This is a genomic window from Streptomyces sp. O3, assembly GCF_054788135.1.
In genome coordinates, this window is the sequence record NZ_JBTVYK010000030.1 from 19,761 (window position 1) to 38,156 (window position 18,396).

General features: G+C 71.3%; 18 protein-coding genes. 9 read left to right on the plus strand and 9 right to left on the minus strand.

Annotation, left to right across the window (positions count from 1 at the left end; translation table 11 throughout):
- Positions 1-147 precede the first annotated feature (147 nt).
- From tilS to folE, 4 genes are all read left to right on the plus strand, one after another.
- The gene (gene tilS / locus ACX6XY_RS16875) at positions 148-1,308 is read left to right on the plus strand and encodes a tRNA lysidine(34) synthetase TilS (RefSeq protein ID WP_460331237.1); all 1,161 of its coding nucleotides are present in this window, start codon (positions 148-150) and stop codon (positions 1,306-1,308) included.
- Between the two features lie 39 nt (positions 1,309-1,347).
- Positions 1,348-1,887 (plus strand): hypoxanthine phosphoribosyltransferase, encoded by a 540-nt coding sequence (gene hpt / locus ACX6XY_RS16880; RefSeq protein WP_460331381.1) that lies wholly within the window; start codon positions 1,348-1,350, stop codon positions 1,885-1,887.
- Positions 1,888-2,078: 191 nt separating this feature from the next.
- Positions 2,079-4,133 carry an ATP-dependent zinc metalloprotease FtsH gene (gene ftsH, locus ACX6XY_RS16885; RefSeq protein WP_460331240.1) on the plus strand — a complete coding sequence of 685 codons (2,055 nt, stop codon included), beginning with the start codon at positions 2,079-2,081 and terminating at the stop codon, positions 4,131-4,133.
- A gap of 99 nt (positions 4,134-4,232) precedes the next feature.
- Positions 4,233-4,838 (plus strand): GTP cyclohydrolase I FolE, encoded by a 606-nt coding sequence (gene folE / locus ACX6XY_RS16890; protein ID WP_156727379.1) that lies wholly within the window; start codon positions 4,233-4,235, stop codon positions 4,836-4,838.
- 44 nt (positions 4,839-4,882) lie between these two features.
- On the opposite strand, the gene ACX6XY_RS16895 is transcribed toward folE, so the two are convergent.
- The 6 genes from ACX6XY_RS16895 to ACX6XY_RS16920 form a co-directional block, all read right to left on the minus strand.
- Complete coding sequence (locus tag ACX6XY_RS16895; RefSeq protein WP_460331243.1) at positions 4,883-5,365, minus strand: DUF3180 domain-containing protein; 483 nt, start codon at positions 5,363-5,365, stop codon at positions 4,883-4,885.
- A 42-nt stretch (positions 5,366-5,407) separates the two neighbouring features.
- Complete coding sequence (folK, locus tag ACX6XY_RS16900) at positions 5,408-6,163, minus strand: 2-amino-4-hydroxy-6-hydroxymethyldihydropteridine diphosphokinase (RefSeq protein ID WP_460331245.1); 756 nt, start codon at positions 6,161-6,163, stop codon at positions 5,408-5,410.
- Complete coding sequence (gene folB, locus ACX6XY_RS16905; protein ID WP_460331247.1) at positions 6,049-6,408, minus strand: dihydroneopterin aldolase; 360 nt, start codon at positions 6,406-6,408, stop codon at positions 6,049-6,051. Before folB ends, folK begins: the two co-directional genes overlap by 115 nt.
- A 192-nt stretch (positions 6,409-6,600) precedes the next feature.
- On the minus strand, positions 6,601-7,080 hold the full coding sequence (locus tag ACX6XY_RS16910) for a nuclear transport factor 2 family protein (protein WP_460331250.1): 480 nt from the start codon (positions 7,078-7,080) through the stop codon (positions 6,601-6,603).
- Complete coding sequence (folP, locus tag ACX6XY_RS16915; protein ID WP_460331252.1) at positions 7,077-7,946, minus strand: dihydropteroate synthase; 870 nt, start codon at positions 7,944-7,946, stop codon at positions 7,077-7,079. Before folP ends, ACX6XY_RS16910 begins: the two co-directional genes overlap by 4 nt.
- Before the next feature lie 91 nt (positions 7,947-8,037).
- Complete coding sequence (locus ACX6XY_RS16920) at positions 8,038-9,837, minus strand: phosphatidylglycerol lysyltransferase domain-containing protein (RefSeq protein ID WP_460331383.1); 1,800 nt, start codon at positions 9,835-9,837, stop codon at positions 8,038-8,040.
- A gap of 204 nt (positions 9,838-10,041) precedes the next feature.
- Between ACX6XY_RS16920 and ACX6XY_RS16925 the strand changes: the two genes are divergently transcribed.
- Positions 10,042-11,163 carry an alpha/beta hydrolase gene (locus ACX6XY_RS16925; RefSeq protein ID WP_460331255.1) on the plus strand — a complete coding sequence of 374 codons (1,122 nt, stop codon included), beginning with the start codon at positions 10,042-10,044 and terminating at the stop codon, positions 11,161-11,163.
- A gap of 111 nt (positions 11,164-11,274) precedes the next feature.
- On the opposite strand, the gene ACX6XY_RS16930 is transcribed toward ACX6XY_RS16925, so the two are convergent.
- Positions 11,275-12,438: an ABC transporter ATP-binding protein gene (locus ACX6XY_RS16930; protein WP_460331258.1), complete on the minus strand. Its 1,164-nt coding sequence runs from the start codon at positions 12,436-12,438 to the stop codon at positions 11,275-11,277.
- Between the two features lie 154 nt (positions 12,439-12,592).
- Here ACX6XY_RS16930 and ACX6XY_RS16935 point away from each other — a divergent pair, with 154 nt between their 5' ends.
- From ACX6XY_RS16935 to ACX6XY_RS16950, 4 genes are all read left to right on the plus strand, one after another.
- The gene (locus ACX6XY_RS16935; RefSeq protein WP_460331260.1) at positions 12,593-13,363 is read left to right on the plus strand and encodes an ABC transporter permease; all 771 of its coding nucleotides are present in this window, start codon (positions 12,593-12,595) and stop codon (positions 13,361-13,363) included.
- On the plus strand, positions 13,360-14,055 hold the full coding sequence (locus tag ACX6XY_RS16940) for an ABC transporter permease (RefSeq protein WP_460331262.1): 696 nt from the start codon (positions 13,360-13,362) through the stop codon (positions 14,053-14,055). The genes ACX6XY_RS16935 and ACX6XY_RS16940 overlap by 4 nt, the downstream gene beginning before the upstream one ends.
- 98 nt (positions 14,056-14,153) lie before the next feature.
- Positions 14,154-15,134, plus strand: a complete 981-nt coding sequence (locus tag ACX6XY_RS16945; protein WP_460331265.1) for an ABC transporter substrate-binding protein — start codon at positions 14,154-14,156, stop codon at positions 15,132-15,134.
- Between the two features lie 106 nt (positions 15,135-15,240).
- Entirely contained in the window at positions 15,241-16,416 is a 1,176-nt protein-coding gene (locus ACX6XY_RS16950; RefSeq protein ID WP_460331268.1) for a coiled-coil domain-containing protein, read from the plus strand.
- Positions 16,417-16,474: 58 nt separating this feature from the next.
- Here the strand turns inward: ACX6XY_RS16950 and ACX6XY_RS16955 are convergent, their stop codons facing one another.
- A complete protein-coding gene (locus tag ACX6XY_RS16955; protein WP_460331386.1) occupies positions 16,475-17,767 on the minus strand; it encodes a PH domain-containing protein in 1,293 nt (430 codons plus the stop codon).
- Between the two features lie 53 nt (positions 17,768-17,820).
- Positions 17,821-18,387: a PH domain-containing protein gene (locus ACX6XY_RS16960; protein WP_460331270.1), complete on the minus strand. Its 567-nt coding sequence runs from the start codon at positions 18,385-18,387 to the stop codon at positions 17,821-17,823.
- Positions 18,388-18,396 lie beyond the last annotated feature (9 nt).

The window sequence follows — 18,396 nt, forward strand, 5'->3', positions numbered from 1 at the left end:
GGAAGCCCCGGCAATCACCCGTCCGAGGGACCGTGAGCCATGAGTAGGCGTGCAATGCTCGGGTAGCGGCTCGGCTCTGTCACCATCGACACACTCTGAGTGACCGAATCGAACCCCCCTCCCGAACTTCACGAAGGGAACCGGGCAATGGGTCCCCATCCCGCGGTCGCGGCGATACGTCTGGCAGTCCGCCGCGTCCTCCACGAGGTACTGGCCGAATACACCGCGCAGAACCAGCAGAACCAAGCGCGCCACCATGCGCACGCTCACGATTACGCGCACACTGCTCCAGCTCCAGCTCCAGCTCCAGCTCCAGCTCCAGCTCCCGCGGCCGCTCCCGTTCCGGCCCCCAGCGCCGGCGGCGGGACCCCGGAAGGCCGCCCCCGCACGCCGCTCGTGCTCGTCGCCTGCTCCGGCGGCGCCGACTCCATGGCGCTCGCCTCCGCCCTCGCCTTTGAAGCCCCCAAGCTCGGCATCCGGGCCGGCGGCGTCACCGTCGACCACGGCCTGCAGCCCGGCTCGGACCTCCGCGCCGCCGAGGTCGTCGCGCGGCTCACCGCCCTGCGCCTCGACCCGGTCGACTCGGTCGTGGTCTCCGTCGGCCGGGACGGCGGCCCCGAGGCCGCCGCCCGCGACGCCCGGTACGCCGCCCTGGACGCCGCCGCCGAACGCCACGGCGCGGCCGCCGTGCTGCTCGGCCACACCCGCGACGACCAGGCCGAGACCGTGCTGCTCGGCCTCGCCCGCGGCTCCGGCATCCGCTCGCTGTCCGGCATGGCCGCCGTCTCCGGACGCCCCGGCGCCACCGGCCGCTACCGCCGCCCCTTCCTCCAGCTCGACCGCCAGACCGCCCGCAAGGCCTGCATGGTCCAGTCGCTGCCCGTCTGGGACGACCCGCACAACGCCGACCCCGCCTACACCCGCTCACGCCTGCGCCACGAAGGGCTGCCCGCACTGGAGAAGGCGCTCGGCAAGGGCGTCGTCGAAGCCCTCGCCCGTACGGCCCAGCTGTCCCGCGACGACGCCGACGCCCTGGACGCCTGGGCCGCCCAGGCCGAGACCTCCGTACGCGACGAGAACGGCTGGCTGCGCTGCGCCGAGCTGGGCGCGCTGCCGCCCGCCGTACGCCGCCGGGTGCTGCGCCGCGCCGCCATCGAGGCGGGCGCGCCCGCCGGTTCGCTGTTCGCCCGGCACATCGAGGAAGTCGACCGGCTGATCACCGCCTGGCGCGGCCAGCGGGCCATCAACCTGCCCGGCCGCGTCGAGGCACACCGTCAGGGTGGCAGACTGGTCATTCGGCAAGGCTGACGGCGAACCGAAAGTGATGTGCGGGTGGACGCGAAAGACATGGGCACCGACCTGAAGTCGGTACTCATCACCAAGGAAGAGATCGACGCGAAGCTGGCCGAGCTGGCAGCGAAGGTCGACGCGGAGTACGAGGGCAAGGACCTGCTCATCGTCGGCGTGCTCAAGGGCGCCGTGATGGTGATGGCGGACCTGGCCCGCGCCCTGTCCACCCCCGTCACCATGGACTGGATGGCCGTCTCCTCGTACGGCGCGGGCACCCAGTCGTCCGGCGTGGTGCGGATCCTCAAGGACCTCGACACCGACATCAAGGGCAAGCACGTCCTGATCGTCGAGGACATCATCGACTCCGGCCTGACCCTGTCCTGGCTGCTGTCCAACCTCGGCTCGCGCGAGCCCGAGTCGCTGAAGGTCTGCACCCTGCTGCGCAAGCCGGACGCGGCCAAGGTGGACATCGACGTCGAGTGGGTCGGCTTCGACATCCCCAACGAGTTCGTCGTCGGCTACGGTCTGGACTTCGCCGAGAAGTACCGGAACCTCCCGTTCGTCGGCACCCTCGCCCCGCACGTCTACGGCGGCTGACCCGTCCGACCGCGCGGGAACCCTCGGCGGGTTCCCGCCGTTGGAGCAGGGAGAGACGGGTTCGCCCGCTGTCCCTGCAGCTTCGGGGACAATGCTGAGGTACCGTCCGAAGGGCAGTCTTCAGATCAGTCTTTTCAGTCTTTATCAAACTCACTATGGCAGGAGGGACGGGGCGACACCGCTCCGTATGGATGGACGTGAAGCGATACTTCCGTGGGCCGGTCATGTGGATCGTGCTGGCCGTCCTCGCCGTGGTCGTGTTGATGCAGGTCGTCGGTTCGTCCGGCGGCCACAAGACAGTGGACACCGGCAAGGTCGTGCAGGCGATCGACGACAAGCAGGTGGAGAGCGCCAAGCTCACGACCGGCGATGAGCAGAAGATCAAGGTCGAGCTGAAGGACGGCGCAGACAAGGACAAGTACGGCGGCAGCGCCAAGATCCAGGCCAGCTATATCGGCGAGCAGGGCACCCAGCTCGCCGCCAAGCTCCAGGAGCACTACGAGAACGGCGACATCGAGAAGAGCTACACCGTCTCGCCCGAGAAGCAGAACATGTTCGTCACGTTCCTGCTCTCGCTGCTGCCGTTCATCCTGATCATCGTCGTTTTCCTGTTCTTGATGAACCAGATGCAGGGCGGCGGCTCCCGTGTCATGCAGTTCGGGAAGTCCAAGGCCAAGCTGATCACCAAGGACACCCCGAAGACGACGTTCGCCGACGTCGCGGGCTCCGACGAGGCCGTCGAGGAGCTCCACGAGATCAAGGAGTTCCTCCAGGAGCCGGCGAAGTTCCAGGCCGTCGGCGCCAAGATCCCCAAGGGCGTGCTGCTGTACGGCCCGCCCGGCACCGGCAAGACGCTGCTCGCGCGTGCCGTCGCGGGCGAGGCCGGGGTGCCGTTCTACTCGATCTCCGGCTCCGACTTCGTCGAGATGTTCGTCGGTGTGGGCGCCTCGCGTGTCCGCGACCTCTTCGAGCAGGCCAAGGCGAACGCCCCGGCCATCGTCTTCGTCGACGAGATCGACGCCGTGGGCCGCCATCGCGGCGCCGGCATGGGCGGCGGCCACGACGAGCGCGAGCAGACGCTCAACCAGCTGCTCGTCGAGATGGACGGCTTCGACGTCAAGGGCGGCGTCATCCTGATCGCCGCCACCAACCGCCCGGACATCCTGGACCCGGCGTTGCTGCGGCCCGGCCGCTTCGACCGGCAGATCGCCGTCGACCGCCCGGACATGCAGGGCCGCCTGGAGATCCTCAAGGTCCACCAGAAGGGCAAACCGGTCGCCCCGGACGTCGACCTGGCCGCCGTCGCCCGGCGCACGCCCGGCATGACCGGCGCCGACCTGCAGAACGTCCTGAACGAAGCCGCGCTGCTCACCGCGCGCAGCGACAAGAAGCTGGTCGACAACCACTTCCTGGACGAGGCCATCGACCGTGTCGTGGCGGGCCCGCAGAAGCGGACTCGGGTCATGTCGGACAAGGAAAAGAAGATCACCGCGTACCACGAGGGCGGACACGCCCTGGTCGCGGCGGCCTCGCCGAACTCCGACCCCGTGCACAAGATCACGATCCTGTCGCGCGGCCGGGCCCTGGGCTACACCATGGTGCTGCCCGACGAGGACAAGTACTCCACCACGCGCAACGAGATGCTGGACCAGCTCGCGTACATGCTGGGCGGCCGCGCGGCCGAGGAACTCGTCTTCCACGACCCGACCACGGGCGCGGCGAACGACATCGAGAAGGCCACCGCCACGGCTCGCGCCATGGTCACGCAGTACGGCATGACCGAGCGGCTCGGCGCGATCAAGTTCGGCGGCGACAACACCGAGCCGTTCCTGGGCCGGGACATGACGCATCAGCGTGACTACTCGGAAGAGGTCGCCGCGCTGGTCGACGAAGAGGTCAAGAAGCTCATCGAGACCGCGCACAACGAGGCCTGGGAGATCCTGGTCGAGAACCGCGACGTCCTGGACAACCTGGTGCTCGAACTGCTGGAGAAGGAGACCCTCGGCAAGGAGGAGATCGCCGAGATCTTCGCCCCGATCGTGAAGCGCCCGTCCCGCCCGGCGTGGACCGGCTCCTCGCGGCGTACGCCGTCGACCCGCCCGCCGGTGCTCTCGCCCAAGGAGCTGTCGCTCACCAACGGCTCCACGCCCGCGGTGACGGCGGGCTCCGCGCTGGACATCAGCTCGGCCTCGGTGGACATCACCAAGACGCCCGAGCCCGCTCCGGAGGACCGTCCGGAGAGCTGAGCCGGGCCCGGAATGGAGCCGCACCCCCCAGGGTTCTAGCCTTGGGGGGTGCGGCTTTCCCATGAGGCCGCACGCAAGGCGTACAGGAACGAGGCAGACATGACCGACCCGGTGACACTGGACGGCGAGGGCTCGATCGGCGAGTTCGACGAGAAGCGGGCCGAGAACGCCGTGCGGGAGCTGCTCATCGCGGTCGGCGAGGACCCGGACCGCGAGGGCCTGCGGGAGACTCCGGGGCGGGTGGCGCGGGCGTACCGGGAGCTGCTGGCCGGGCTGTGGCAGCAGCCGGAGGACGTGCTCACCACGACGTTCGACCTGGGCCACGACGAGATGGTGCTGGTCAAGGACATCGAGATCGTCAGCTTCTGCGAGCATCACCTGCTGCCGTTCCACGGCGTGGCCCATGTGGGGTACATCCCCGCGGACAGCGGGAAGATCACCGGACTGTCGAAGCTGGCCCGGCTCGTCGAGGTCTACGCACGGCGTCCCCAGGTGCAGGAACGACTCACCACGCAGATCGCGGACTCGCTGATGCGGATTCTCGAGGCGCGCGGTGTGATCGTCGTCGTCGAGGCCGAGCACATGTGCATGTCGGTCCGCGGCATCCGCAAGCCGGGCGCGCGGACCGTGACGTCGGCGGTACGCGGCCAACTCCGCGACGCGGCGACCCGCGCGGAAGCGATGAGCCTGATACTGGCGAAGTAACCTCGGCCCTCGGCACCGCCTGGCCCGGACAGCCGGGCGGTGCCCTATGCCGGGGCCGCGCCCTCGGCTGTGTCGTCGTCATCGGGGAGCTTGCAGACGCGCTCCAGGAACAGTGCCGCCGCCACCACCGCCGCGCCCGCCAGGACCGAGAAGCCCGCGTAGATCGCCTGGTCCTGGCGGGCGGGCTCGTCGAGGCGGCTGAGCAGGAAGACGCCCGTGCCGCCGTACATCCCGGCGACCAGCGCGGCCACCAGCGCGCTGGCCTGCCCGAAGACCACGGCGCGCGCCGCCATCATCGGCTCCACGCCCTTCGCGCCGGGGCGCCGCTCGCGCTGGGCGCGCAGCCTGGACCGGAGCGAGAGCGCCGTCGCCAGCAGCACGGCCGCGATCGCCGCCAGCACGATCGGCGCGGCCGACGGGACGCTCGGCAGGGTGCCGAGCGAGTCCCACATGCTGGCCCCGCCCCAGGACAGCACCCCGGCCACCAGGAACAGGCCGACCAGCGTCCTGATGCGCAACTGCTTCACAGGTGGCCTCTCACGTTCGTTCCGTATCTGGCAGCCTAACGACTAATCGGGCAGCCGGAGTTCCAGGTCGTCGCGCTGGGCGATGCCTTCGCGGGTGACCGACGCCAGGAGCTGGGCGACCGGGCCGTGGCCGGGGAGCTGGGCCTCCGGCTCCACGTCGTGCCAGGGGGCGAGGACGAAGGCGCGCTGATGGGCGCGCGGGTGGGGCAGCGTGAGCACCGGGTCGTCGGAGACGACGTCCTGGTAGGACACGATGTCGACGTCGATGGTGCGGGCCGCCCAGCGCTGGTCACGGGCGCGGTGGAAGGCCTCCTCGACCGCGTGCGCCCGTTCGAGCAGCGAGGACGGGGGCAACGTGGTCTTGACGACGACGATCGCGTTGAAGTACGACGGCTGGCTGTCGGGGTCGACGCCCCAGGGCTCGGTCTCGTACACCGGGGACACCGCCTTGACCCGCAAGCCCGGAGTGTCGCCGAGCGCGTCGACCGCGCCCTGGAGGTTCTCCAGGCGGTTGCCCAGGTTGGCCCCGAGGGCGATCACCGCGCGCTTGGGGTTGCTCAGCGTGCTGTCGGCCGCGTCGACCTGTTCGACCACGGAGTCGGGCACCGGCTGCACGGTCGGGTCGCCGCCGGATGCGCCGCGGGCGTCGGCTCCGCCCGGCGCGTCCGGGAGTCGGGGGGATTTCATACTCGGCTCCGGGTGATCGTGATGGTCACATCGTCGAACGGCACGGTGATCGGGGCGTCCGGCTTGTGCACGATCACCTCGACCTCTTGTACCCCGTCGTGCTTGAGGCACTGTTGGGCGATCCGCTCCGCGAGGGTCTCGATCAGATTGACGGGCTCACCCTCGACGACCCCCACGACCTCCTCAGCGACCACGCCGTAGTGCACGGTCTTCGCCAGGTCGTCATCGGACGCGGCCGCCGTGGTGTCCAGGCCGAGCACCAGGTCCACGATGAAGGTCTGGCCCTCCTCGCGCTCCCTGGGATACACGCCGTGGTGCCCACGGGCCTTCAGGCCGCGCAGCGCGACACGATCCACGCGAATCACTCCTGCAATCGTCGTTCCGGCAGGCCCGCGCCGAGTGCGGTCGGCACGCAAGCCTTGAGGCGAATCTACCCGCGCGCACTGACAGCGCCCGCCCACGGGGCCCTGGGGACGGGCGGGGCCACCGCTGGAACCCGGCCTATACCCAGGAGGGCCGGATCCAATCCCGCCGGACCCGCGGCCCACTCAGGCAGGTGACGCGCCGCCCTCGCCGCCGCCGTCCTCCTCGTCGGAGTCCGCGAGGACCGGGGACGAGTGGTGGGCCCACATCTTCCAGCCGTCGGGTGTGCGGTGGAACACATTGGTGGCGACGAACTGCTGGCCGACCAGGGGGCCGATGTCGTCGCCCTCCTCGCTGGGGCCGCCGAGCAGGATGTTCTCGGTGCAGGTCACCACGGCGGTGTCCCCGGACGCGCGGACCGTGAGATCGGTCAGGAAGTACTGGATGTAGTCGATCTGCGCCATCAGCGCGGCGTACGACCTCAGGACCTCGCCGCGCCCCGTGAGCACGTGCCAGCCGGGGTGCACACACGACACGTCCGACCACGAGTCGGGTCCTGAGCCGTCGTCCAGCCAGAGCGCGGAGAGCCCGTCGTAGTCACCGCGCTCCATCGCCTCGTAGAACGCCGTGTTCGCCTCCGTGACGGCTTCGGTGTGCGACGTCACATGGCTCCCTTGGCGTCCTGGATGGCACGGGCGACGCGGACCGCGTCCGCGGTGGCGCGCACCTCGTGGACCCGCACCGCCCAGGCGCCCTCGTGCGCGGCGATGGCGGAGACCGCGGCGGTGGCGGAGTCCCGCTCCCTGGCGGGCGGCGGCGCCCCCTCGGGACCGGCCAGCACACGTCCCAGGAAGCGCTTACGGGACGCGGCGACGAGGATCGGGCGGCCGAGCGACCGCAGGTCCGCCAGGCGGGCCAGCAGCGCCAGGTCGTGCTCGGCCCGCTTGGCGAACCCGAGCCCCGGATCGATCACGATGCGCTCGGGCGCGATGCCTCCGGCGACCACGGCGTCCACGCGCGCGTGGAGCTCGGCGACGACCTCGCCGACCACGTCCGCGTAGACCGCCTTGCTGTTCATGTCCGCGCTGAAGCCGCGCCAGTGCATGACCACGAAGGGAGCGCCCGCGTCGGCCACCGTAGGCACCATGCCGGGGTCGGCGAGCCCGCCGCTGACGTCGTTCACCAGGCGGGCGCCCGCCCGCAGCGCCTGCTCGGCGACCTTGGCGCGCATGGTGTCCACGGAGACCGTGACACCCTCGGAGACCAGGTCACGCACCACCGGCACGACCCGGCGCAGCTCCTCGGCCTCGTCGACCCGGCTGGCGCCGGGGCGGGTGGACTCGCCGCCGACGTCGACCAGGTCGGCGCCTTCGGAGACCAGGTCGAGGCCGCGCTTGACGGCGGTCGTGGTGTCGAACCAGCGCCCGCCGTCGGAGAAGGAGTCGGGCGTCACATTGACGACTCCCATGACCGCGCAGCGGTCGAACCTGGGCAGCCCGGCGACCGGCCCTCGGTCATACAACGTACTCATGCCTCAAGCGTAGGCCCGGATGGCGTACTGCCCACGCCCCCAGGCCCCGGAGCGGCGGAATCCGCCAGTCGCCACGGGCGCTGCCAGGCCGCTACGCGGGCCGGACTTCACGGTCCTGCCGGTCCGCCGCCGGGTGCGGGCACGGGCGCCTGGTCCACACCCGCAGAACGCGGGGCGGCGCGAGGGTGACGAAGCCCTCGGCCCGCATCGCGGCGACTCCGATACGGGGCAGGTCGCGCGTGTTGCGGAAGACGAGGAAGCGAGGTTCCCAGCGGGGCCGGAACTTGGCGTTGAACTTGTACAGGGACTCGATCTGGAACCACCGGGACAGGAACACCAGCAGCCCGCGCCAGCAGCGCAGCACCGGACCCGCGCCCAGCTTCTCGCCGCGGGCGAGCGTGGAGCGGAACATCGCGAAGTTCAGCGAGACCCGGCTGACGCCGAGCCGCGGCGCCGCCCGCAGGGCCGCCACGATCAGCAGTTCGTTCATTCCCGGATCGGCCGCGCGGTCGCGCCGCATCAGGTCGAGCGAGACGCCGTCCGCGCCCCAGGGGACGAAATGCAGCACGGCCTTCAGATCGCCGTACGGCCCCGGCTCCTCGTCCCGCTTGTGCGCGGTGGCGATCAGACAGGCGCTGTCGGCCGGGTCGCCGATCCGGCCGAGCGCCATCGAGAAGCCGCGTTCGGTGTCGGTGCCGCGCCAGTCGGCCGCGGCCCGCTGGATCCGGGCCAGCTCGGGTTCGGCGAGGTCAGCCACCCGCCGCACGCGGGTCTCGTAACCCTGGCGCTCGATGCGCTTCACCATCTGGCGCACATTCCGCATCGCGCGCCCCGTGAGGGAGAAATCCGCGACGTCCACCACCGCCTCGTCGCCCAGTTCGAGAGCGTCCAGGCCGGTCTCACGGGTCCACACCTCGCCGCCGGTCTCCGAGCAGCCCATCACGGCGGGCGTCCAGGAGTGCCGTTTGGCCTCGTCCATGAAGCGTTCGATCGCGCCCGGCCAGGCCTCCACATCGCCGACGGGGTCGCCGCTGGCGAGCATCACCCCGGAGACGACGCGGTAGCAGACGGCCGCCTTGCCGCTGGGCGAGAACACCACGCCCTTGTCGCGGCGCAGCGCGAAGTGGCCCAGCGAGTCGCGGGCGCCGTGCCGGTCGAGCAGCGCGCGCAGCCGTGCCTCGTCGCTCTCGGTGAGCCGGGCCGCCGGATGTTCCGGGCGGAACGCCAGATAGCAGGTGGTGAGCGCGGTCAGCAGGCCGAGCGCGCCCAGCGAGTACGCGACGGTCGCGGACGTACGGCCGGTGTAGTCGACCGGGCCCGTGACGCCGACCAGGCCGAAGAGGACATGCGTGAGGTAGTCGGCGATGCTCGGGTCGCCGACCACCTTGCCCGGACGGCCGCTGACCACGACCGTGCCCAGGATGATCGAACCCGTGCCCATGAGGACGAAGTTGGCCAGCGCGTACCAGCGGCTGCGCGGGTCGGGCAGGGCGGTGAACTCCGCGCGGTGCCGCAGCAGGAGGGCGAGCAGGGCCAGCGATATCAGCGTGCCGGCGAAGGAGTGCCGGTACAGCAGTTGCGCCAGCGCCCCGACCGGCAGCAGCGCCACGGCGGCCCGCCAGGCCCGCCGCTTGCCGCGCCGCAGCCCATGGCCGAGCAGGAGCAGCAGGACGCCCGCGCTGAGCGAGAGGGCGGCGGCGAAGGGGCCCAGCGCGCCGGGGAGCACCTCGGCGAACGCGTGCATCCTGCTGTGCCTGAAACGCGGGATCGCACCCGCCGCGATGTCCAGGAGTCCGACGAACGTGCAGGCGGCGGCGACCAGAGCGGGAACCTTCGCCGGGCGTGGCCCGCGGAGCACGCGGCGCAACGTCCCCGGAACCTCACCGGATATTTCCCCATCTACCCTGACAGACATCGCATCCCGTAGTTCGGCGAGAGAGTTGACGCCCGGCCGCTGAACGCTCAATGCCGGACAAATGACGCTTTCTAGGACGTTCTCGGCGGGAGGCGGGTTCACTCTCCGGTCGGGAAATCCCGTGGCGGAGTCCACTGAGTCCACTGAGTCCACTGAGTCCACCGAGAACGGGAACGCCCCATGGGTCTCAAGAGCAACCTGGTGCTGGCACTGGCGGTCACGCTGGCCGTGCTGCTGTTCCTCGGCGCCGTCTGGCTCTGGCCGAGGCTCGGCCGCCGTACCTGGCGGGCCGTGACCGGACGTGTCGCGCTGCTGCTGGCCACCCAGGCGCTGGTGTTCGCCTCCGTGGGGCTCGCCGCCAACAGGACTTACGAGTTCTACGCTTCCTGGGACGACCTCCTCGGCCAGGAGCAGCGGATGGGCGTCGTCCAGGACCACGGCCAGGGCGGCGCGCGGGCCCTGGTCAGGGTGCTGGACAAGCGGCGCGTGCCGCACGTGCCGGGCGGCTCCGGGCCCGCGGTCGGCGGCCAGATCCAGCGGATCGAGGTGTCGGGGCAGAAGTCGCGCATCGCCAGCGCCGCCTACGTCTATCTGCCGCCGGAGTACTTCCAGCCAAAGTACGCGGACCGTGCCTTCCCGGCGGCGGTGGTGATCACCGGCTATCCCGGCACCGCGGAGAACCTGCTCAACGGCCTGCGCTATCCGGCGACCGCACAGCGGCAGGCCCGCGAGGGCCGGATGCGGCCCATGGTCCTGGTGATGCTGCGGCCCACGGTCGCCCCGCCGCGGGACACCGAGTGCGTGGACGTTCCGGGCGGCCCCCAGACGGAGACTTTCTTCGCGCGGGACCTGCCGACGGCGATCTCCCGCCACTACCGGGTCGGCGGGAGGGCCGCTGACTGGGGCGTCATCGGCAACTCCACCGGCGGATACTGTGCGTTGAAGATCGCCGCGAAGCACCCCGACCGCTTCGCCGCCGGGGCCGGGCTCTCCGCCCACTACAAGGCCCCCGTGGACCGGGCCACCGGCGACCTCTTCCACGGTGACAAGCGGCTGGAGCGGCGCGCCGACCTGCTGTGGCTCCTGGACCACGAGCCGCCGCCCGCGGTCTCGCTGCTGGTGACCAGCAGCAGGAAGGGCGAGAGCAACTACGGCGACACGCTGAGGTTCATCGACAAGGCGCGGTCACCGACCCGCGTGTCGTCGATCGTCCTCGACAGCGGCGGGCACAACTTCACCACCTGGCGACGGGAGATCCCGCCCGCGCTGGAGTGGCTCAGCGGCCGACTCACGGCCGACTGAAGCCCGACTAAAGCGACTAAAGCAGATGGAGCGGGCGGGGCGGGTGAGGCGGCGGAGCGGGCGAGGCGGCGGGGCGGGCGCGCTGGCCGCTGACGTCACCGGTCGCCGTCGTCACCGGCCGCTGACCGTCTCCAGCTCCACCTCGCTGCGGGCGACGGCACGGGCGTCGGCGGCGGTGGAGCGGCGTAGCGCCTCGTGCAGCGTCGCGGGCGTGAGGACGCCCAGGAAGCGGCCCGCGCCGTCCTCGTCGATGACCGCGATCCAGCCCGCGTCGTGCTGGAGCATCGTCGCGAACGCCTGCTTGAGCGGGGCGCCGACGGGCAGCCAGGCCTCCATCCGGCGGGCGTGGTCGCGTACGGTCCCGTCGAGCCGGGTGTGCTCGGCGGAGATCCAGCCGTGCAGATCGCCCTCGGTGTCCAGGACGACCGCCCAGCGGGCGCCGCTCGCGCGCAGCCGCCGTGCGGCCTCGCTCACCGGGTCGTCCAGGCGTACCACCGGGGGCTGTTCGAGGTCGCTCTGCTCGATCGGGGTGACCGACAGCCGCTTCAGTCCCCGGTCGGCGCCCACGAAGTCGGCCACGTACTCGGTGGCGGGCGCGCCGAGCACGGTGGCCGGTGCGTCGAACTGCTCGACGCGCCCCGCGCCGTAGACGGCGATGCGGTCGCCGAGGCGAACCGCCTCCTCGATGTCATGGGTGACGAAGAGCACCGTCTTGCGCACGGCCGACTGCAGTCTGAGGAACTCCGACTGGAGGTGCTCGCGTACGACGGGATCCACCGCGCCGAACGGCTCGTCCATCAGCAGGACGGGCGGGTCGGCGGCCAGCGCACGGGCGACGCCGACGCGCTGGCGCTGGCCGCCGGAGAGCTGGTCGGGGTAGCGGTCGCCGTAGACGGCGGGGTCGAGGCCGACCAGGTCGAGGAGTTCCGCGGCGCGCGCACGGCCCGCGCGCCGCTTCCAGCCGAGCAGGTGCGGGACGGTCGCGGTGTTGTCCAGGACGGTCTTGTGCGGGAACAGCCCCACTTGCTGGATGACATAGCCGATCCGCCGCCGCAGCCGGACCGGGTCGATGGTGGATATGTCGTCTCCGTCGAGGAGGATGCGTCCTGACGTGGGCTCGATGAGCCGGTTCATCATCTTCATCGTGGTGGTCTTACCGCAGCCGGACGGGCCGACGAGGGTGACCAGTTCGCCCTCGGCGATCTCGAACGACAGGTCGTCCACGGCGGTCGTGCCGTCCGGGTACCGCTTGCTGACGTGCTCGAACCGGATCATGACTCCCCATTTTGTGGTGCGCTCGCTGTTCCCCGTTCCCCTCATGGTGCTGTACGAAGACCGTTCGCGGCGATTGTCAGTGGTCGGGGTTAGGGTCGTTCGCCAGTGGACATCCGTGTGTGACGGGACAGGCGTTCGGGGGAGGTGCGGCGGGGTGAGTGAGCCCAATTGCCTGGTGGCCAATGACTGGGTGTGCGGTGAGTATCTGCGCACGCGCAGCCAGGAGCTGACCGACGCGACGGTCCAGCACGTGGGCATCACCGTGGTGTCGGTGGTCATCGGCCTGCTGATCGCTTTTCCGCTGGCGTTGTTCGCGCGCAGGCGGCGGGCCTTCGCGGGCGCGGTGCTGGGGCTGACCACGCTGCTGTACTCGGTCCCGTCACTGGCCATGTTCTCGCTGCTGTTGCCGGTGTTCGGGCTCTCCGCGGCGCTGGTGGTCACGGGCCTGGTGCTGTACTCGCTGACGATTCTGGTGCGGAACATCCTGGCCGGACTCGAAGCCGTCCCCCTGGAGGCGCGGGAGGCGGCGCGCGGGATGGGGTACGGCTCGTGGCGGCTGCTGTGGGAGGTCGAACTGCCGCTGTCGCTGCCCGCGTTGTTCGCGGGGCTGCGGATCGCCACGGTCTCCACCGTCGCGATGACGACCGTCGGCGCGATCGTGGACTACGGCGGCCTGGGCGGGCTGATCATGTCCGGGCTGCGGACCGACTTCAGGGCGGAGGTGCTGACGGCGTCGGTGCTGTGCGTCCTGCTCGCGGTGACCGCCGATCTGCTGCTGCTCGGGCTGCAACGGTGGCTGACGCCCTGGACCCGCATACGCGCGGCGCGTGCGACGCCCGCGCCCGCCGCCGCGCGGACGGCGGCGGCCGGGATATCCGACGCGGCAGAGGTGACAGAGGTGACAGAGGTGACCGGGAAGAGATGAACGTGATCCCGGAGGCGTACGGCTGGCTGACGACCGGCGCCCACTGGCAGGGCGAGAAGGGCGTTCTGAGCCGCCTCGGCGAGCACCTTTACTACAGCGGGACCTGTCTGGCGGCGGCCTGCCTCATCGCACTGCCGGTCGCGCTGCTGCTCGGGCATATCGGCAAGGGGGGCGCGCTCGCGGTCAACATCTCCAACGCGGGGCGGGCGATACCCACCCTCGCGGTACTGGTGCTGCTGACCCTCACCCCGCTGGGGAGGCACGGCGATCTGCCCACGCTGATCGCGCTGGTGCTGTTCGCGGTGCCGCCGCTGCTGACCAACGCCTACCTCGGAATGCGCGAGGTGGACCGGGCGGTGCTGGAGGCGGCACGGGGCATGGGGATGAGTGGCCGCCAGCTCTTCCTGCGGGTCGAACTGCCCCTCGCGTACCCGCTGATCATGTCCGGGCTGCGGTCCGCCGCGGTCCAGGTGGTCGCCACGGCCACGCTGGCGGCGATGGCGGGCCAGGGCGGTCTGGGCAGGATCATCACGGAGGGCTTCAACCTCCAGAACACGCCGCAGGTGGTGGCGGGCGCGGTCCTGGTGGCGGCGCTCGCGCTGCTGGTGGAGGGCGTCCTGATCGTGACGGGCCGGTGGTGCGACCCGATGCGGGGACGCGACACCGTACGACCCGCGGGCGCGACGGCCTGACGGGGCGACGAGACGATGAGACGTCGGTACGACGGCCTTGACGGTACGACGACGTGACAGCTTCTGACGACGTGACAGATTACGGATGGTGGTTCCCCATGAAGACGTTCCCGCGCGGCGTACGCACGGCCGGGGCGGTGCTCGGAGCTCTGGCGCTGTCCGTGGGGCTCGCGGCCTGCGGCGGCGACAGCCTGGAGGACAAGGGCTCCGACAAGGTGGGCGACAAGGGGCAGAAGGGCTCGCTGGTGGTGGGCGCGGCCGCGTTCACCGAGTCCAAGGTGCTGGCCGAGCTCTACGCACAGCTGCTGAGCGACGCGGGATACAGCACGTCGATCAAGACCGTGGAGAACCGCGAGCTCTACGAGCCCTCTCTGGAGAAGGGCGAGATCGACGTCATGCCGGAATACGCCGCGACGCTCGCCGAATTCCTGAACGCCAAGGTGAACGGCCCGAAGGCGCCGGAAGACAAGCCTGTCGCGTCCAGCGATGTGGACGACACGGTGGCCGGGTTGAAGAAGCTCGCCGAGCCGCGCGGGCTGAAGGTGCTGCCCGCCGGCGAGGCGGTCGACCAGAACGCCTTCGCGGTGAGCGAGGAATACGCGAAGAAGCACAACCTCAAGACCCTTTCGGATCTCGGCGAGTCGAAGCTGAAGGTCCGGATCGCGGCCGGTGACGAGTGCGAGGTGCGGCCGTTCTGCGCGCCCGGTCTGAAGTCGACGTACGGCATCGACGTGGCCGGGATCGACCCCAAGGGCGTGGGCAGCCCCCAGTCCAAGAAGGCCGTCCAGGACGGCATCGACCAGATGATGCTGACCACGACGACGGACGCGACGCTGAAGAACTACGACCTAGTCCTGCTCGAGGACGACAAGAAGCTGCAGAACGCGGACAACGTCGTTCCGGTAGTGAACGCCAAGGACGCGGGAAGCACCGAGATAGCCGACGTACTGGCGAAGTTGACCGACGCGCTCACGACCGCGGACCTGATGGAACTCAACCGCAAGGTCGACGCGGAACGCGTGAAGGAGGCGGACGCGGCGAAGGAGTATCTGGAGTCAAAGGGGCTGCTCAAGCAGTAGCCGGGTAGCCGGCAGAGAAGTCGCCCCGTGCCCGGCACGGTAAAAGTTGCGGGAGATTGACGGGCGGGCGCCCCGCGCCGCGCGCACGCACGGTAAGTTTTTGGCCATGCCACGTGGACGCCACCGCCATTCCCCACCCCTGCACAGGCTGCTTCCCCCCTCCGGGGTGGCAGGTGCCGCCGTCGTGTGTGCGGCCGCCGCCTGGCTGTTCGCGGAACCCGTGATGCTCCGCGCGCTGGCCGCGGCGGCGGCCGCCGCCGCCGTGACCGGCGCGGCCGTGATGCGCCAGTGGGACCTCCAGGCCGGTAAGCGGGTCGCGGAGCTCACCCGCGCCAGGACGAGCGACGAGTGGCGGTACGAGGAGCGCACGGCCGAGCTGGAGACCGACCTCGACGAGTCCCGCGAGCTGCGCGGGAGGCTGGAGGCCAAGCTCCGGGCCAAGCGCGTCGAACTGGCGAACCTGCGCAGTGAGCACGCCGCGCTGCTGCGCCGGTACGCCACCGCGGAGTCCGAGCGCGCCAGCGCCCTGGAGAGGCGTCGGCAGCTCGCGATCGAGGCGGCCGAGCCGACCAAGGCGCTGCCGTCGTCGGACGCGGCGTCCGAGGCCGCACCGTCCGGGACTGCCGAACGGCCCGGTGCCCTCGTACCGTCCAGCGCCGTCGCGCTGCGCGGTGTCCCGGACTCCGGGCTGTACGCGCGGGCCAACCAGGCGCTCGACCGGCTCGCGCGGGGCGGCGACACGGCCGAGGAGGCGGACGGCGGGCAGGGGAAGCCCGAGGCGGTCGCCGTGCACGAACGGTCGGCCGCCGGGCACTACACCGTTCCGGCCGCCGCGGCGGTCGTGCCGCACATCCCCGTGCGGCGCGGCGTGGAGGGCGGCTTCGACTTCTTCGGCAACCAGTCGGCCAGTTCGGTCAGCCCGGCCAGTTCGGCCAGTTCGGCCAGCCCGGCCAGCCCGGTCAGCCCGGCCAGTTCGGTCAGCTCAGGCAGTGCGACCAGTCGGGCCGTGGACAAGGAGGACCTCGCGGACGTGGTGGGCGAGGAGGCCCTGGCCATCCACCGGGCAGAGTCCGTGAACGCGGACGCGGACGCGGCCACGGAGCCGGACACGGCCCCTGACTCCGGCTCTGGCCCCGACTCCGGCGACTCGGGCACGAGCGCGGACGCGGACGCCAGTCCGCTGAACGCGGATCAGCGTGTGGCGGGCGAGGTCATCGACCTCACGGAGCACGACGAGACAGAGCAGCTCAACATGGCCGAACTCCGCAGCGCGATCTCCTGACCGACAGCGCCCCACCCGTCGAAGCCGCCCGCCCGATACGTTGAGCCCCGGCACGCCGTCACGCCATCCAGCGGTCGGGGCGGGCCGCGCGACGGCCCGTGCGGGAGCGGTCCGCCTGGGCCGCGAGCAGCGCCGCGGCCTCGTCGGCGTCACGCCGCCGCGCCGTGACTGACTTGTCGGCGCCGGTGTCCACGGTGACGTCCGCGATGCCGTGCCGACGCTCCCACGGCCCCTGGCTCAGCCGTACGCTCTGCACCTTCGCGTGCGGCACGAGCGAGAGCCGCCGGGTCAGCAGCCCCTGACGGGCCGCGAAGACACCCTCGGTGACCCGGAACCCGTAGCCCCGCCACCAGACCAGGGTGACCCAGGCCGCGCGGCGCGGCGCCGGACTCAGCTCGTGCGGGACCGCGACGCCCGGCAGCACCCGGCCGATCAGCGACTCGGCGAGCTCCCGCGACGCCACCGGCACCAGCAGGTCGTTGGACGAGCCCGCCACGTCCAGCTCCACCCGCACCCACCCGCGCCGCCGCCACAACAGCGGCTCCACGATGCGCACCGTCTGCACCCGCCCTGGCGGCACCGTCTCGTGCAGCTTGTCGAGCAGCCCGTGGTCGATGCGGAGCCCGTCCGGTGACTCCCCGAGCGTCCAGCCGTACTCCCTCACGAACCGCCCGACGCTGCTCGCCCCGGCCATGCCGAGCAACGGCAGACCGGTGACGAGCAGCAGCCCGACGCTGTGCGTGGTGACCCAGAGCACCACCGGAACCACCAGCCCGGCCAGCGTCAGCGCCCAGACCGAACCGCTGAGCAGCAGCGACACGGCCAGCGTGCGCGGCTGTACGTACAGCAGGTTCCGTACCGGCGCCTCGCCCACCTCGTGCGCGGTCTCCGGCGCGAACCCGGCGGCGCGCGCGAGGAGTTCGGCCCGCAGGGCGCGGGCGTCCCGCTCGCTCAGAAAGGCCAGCTCGTCCTTGGAGTCGGTGCCGATGACGTCCATCTTGAGTTTGGCGACCCCGAAGAAGCGGGCCAGCAGCGGCTGGGTGACGTCCACGGCCTGCAACCGGTCGAGTCTGATGTGCGCGGTACGCCGGAACAGCAGCCCGGTGCGGATGCGCAACTCGGTGTCGGTGACCGCGAAGTGGGTGACCCACCAGCTCAGAAAGCCGTACAGCGCCGCGAGGGGGATGACGGCCGCGAGCACCAGGAGCGCCGAGGTGGGGCTCATCCTGGTGATCGTGCGCTCCGCCCGGTCGAGGTCGTGCAGCGTCGTGCCCGCGAGCACCGCGATCGGGGCCCAGGCCCGGCGCAGCGGCGTGACGGGGTGCAGCCGCCGCTCCCGCCGCTCCCGCAGCTCCCGCTGCCCGTCGGTCCCGGCGCCTTCAGTCCCGACGCTTTCGGACCCGGTCACAGCCCCGCCGAACGGGCCTCGCCCAGCTCGGTGAGCCGGTCCCGCAGCCGCTGCGCCTCGTCGGGCACCAGCCCCGGAATCGTCGCGTCCGTCGCCGCGGCCGCGGTGTGCAGCTGCACGCTCGCCAGGCCGAACTTCCGCTCAAGCGGCCCCGACGTCACCTCCACGAGCTGCATCCGCCCGTACGGCACGACCGTCTCCTCACGCCACAGCACCCCGCGCTTGATCAGCAGGTCGTCGGCGCGTTCCCGGTACCGCCAGGAGCGCCAGTTGCGGGCGAGCAGCACCCATCCCCACACCGCCAGGCCGCCCGGCAGCAGCGCGAAGGCCGACCAGCCGGGCCCGGCGAACACGCCGAGCAGGACCCCTGTGGCCACGGTCAGCGGTACCAGCCACAGCACCAGCACCAGCCTGCGCAGCCTCAGCAGCGCGCGCGGCAGCCCGGTCCAGGCAGGCTCGCCGCCCGCCCCGCCCGAGCCGCCCGCCCTGTCCGAGCCGCCCCGGCCATCCGAGCCACCCGACTCGTCCGGTGTGCGCGGCGTCTCCACCGTCCCCGTATTCATACATCCACC

Excerpts from the sequence above, each read along its gene's own strand:
- folP (WP_460331252.1), bottom strand. The coding sequence starts at position 7,946 with ATGAGTACGTTGTATGACCGAGGGCCGGTCGCCGGGCTGCCCAGGTTC.
- ACX6XY_RS16930 (WP_460331258.1), bottom strand. The coding sequence starts at position 12,438 with ATGATCCGGTTCGAGCACGTCAGCAAGCGGTACCCGGACGGCACGACC.
- hpt (WP_460331381.1), top strand. The coding sequence starts at position 1,348 with ATGGGCACCGACCTGAAGTCGGTACTCATCACCAAGGAAGAGATCGAC.
- ftsH (WP_460331240.1), top strand. The coding sequence starts at position 2,079 with ATGGACGTGAAGCGATACTTCCGTGGGCCGGTCATGTGGATCGTGCTG.
- folE (WP_156727379.1), top strand. The coding sequence starts at position 4,233 with ATGACCGACCCGGTGACACTGGACGGCGAGGGCTCGATCGGCGAGTTC.
- ACX6XY_RS16925 (WP_460331255.1), top strand. The coding sequence starts at position 10,042 with ATGGGTCTCAAGAGCAACCTGGTGCTGGCACTGGCGGTCACGCTGGCC.
- ACX6XY_RS16950 (WP_460331268.1), top strand. The coding sequence starts at position 15,241 with ATGCCACGTGGACGCCACCGCCATTCCCCACCCCTGCACAGGCTGCTT.
- ACX6XY_RS16945 (WP_460331265.1), top strand. The coding sequence starts at position 14,154 with ATGAAGACGTTCCCGCGCGGCGTACGCACGGCCGGGGCGGTGCTCGGA.
- ACX6XY_RS16940 (WP_460331262.1), top strand. The coding sequence starts at position 13,360 with ATGAACGTGATCCCGGAGGCGTACGGCTGGCTGACGACCGGCGCCCAC.
- ACX6XY_RS16960 (WP_460331270.1), bottom strand. The coding sequence starts at position 18,387 with ATGAATACGGGGACGGTGGAGACGCCGCGCACACCGGACGAGTCGGGT.
- tilS (WP_460331237.1), top strand. The coding sequence starts at position 148 with ATGGGTCCCCATCCCGCGGTCGCGGCGATACGTCTGGCAGTCCGCCGC.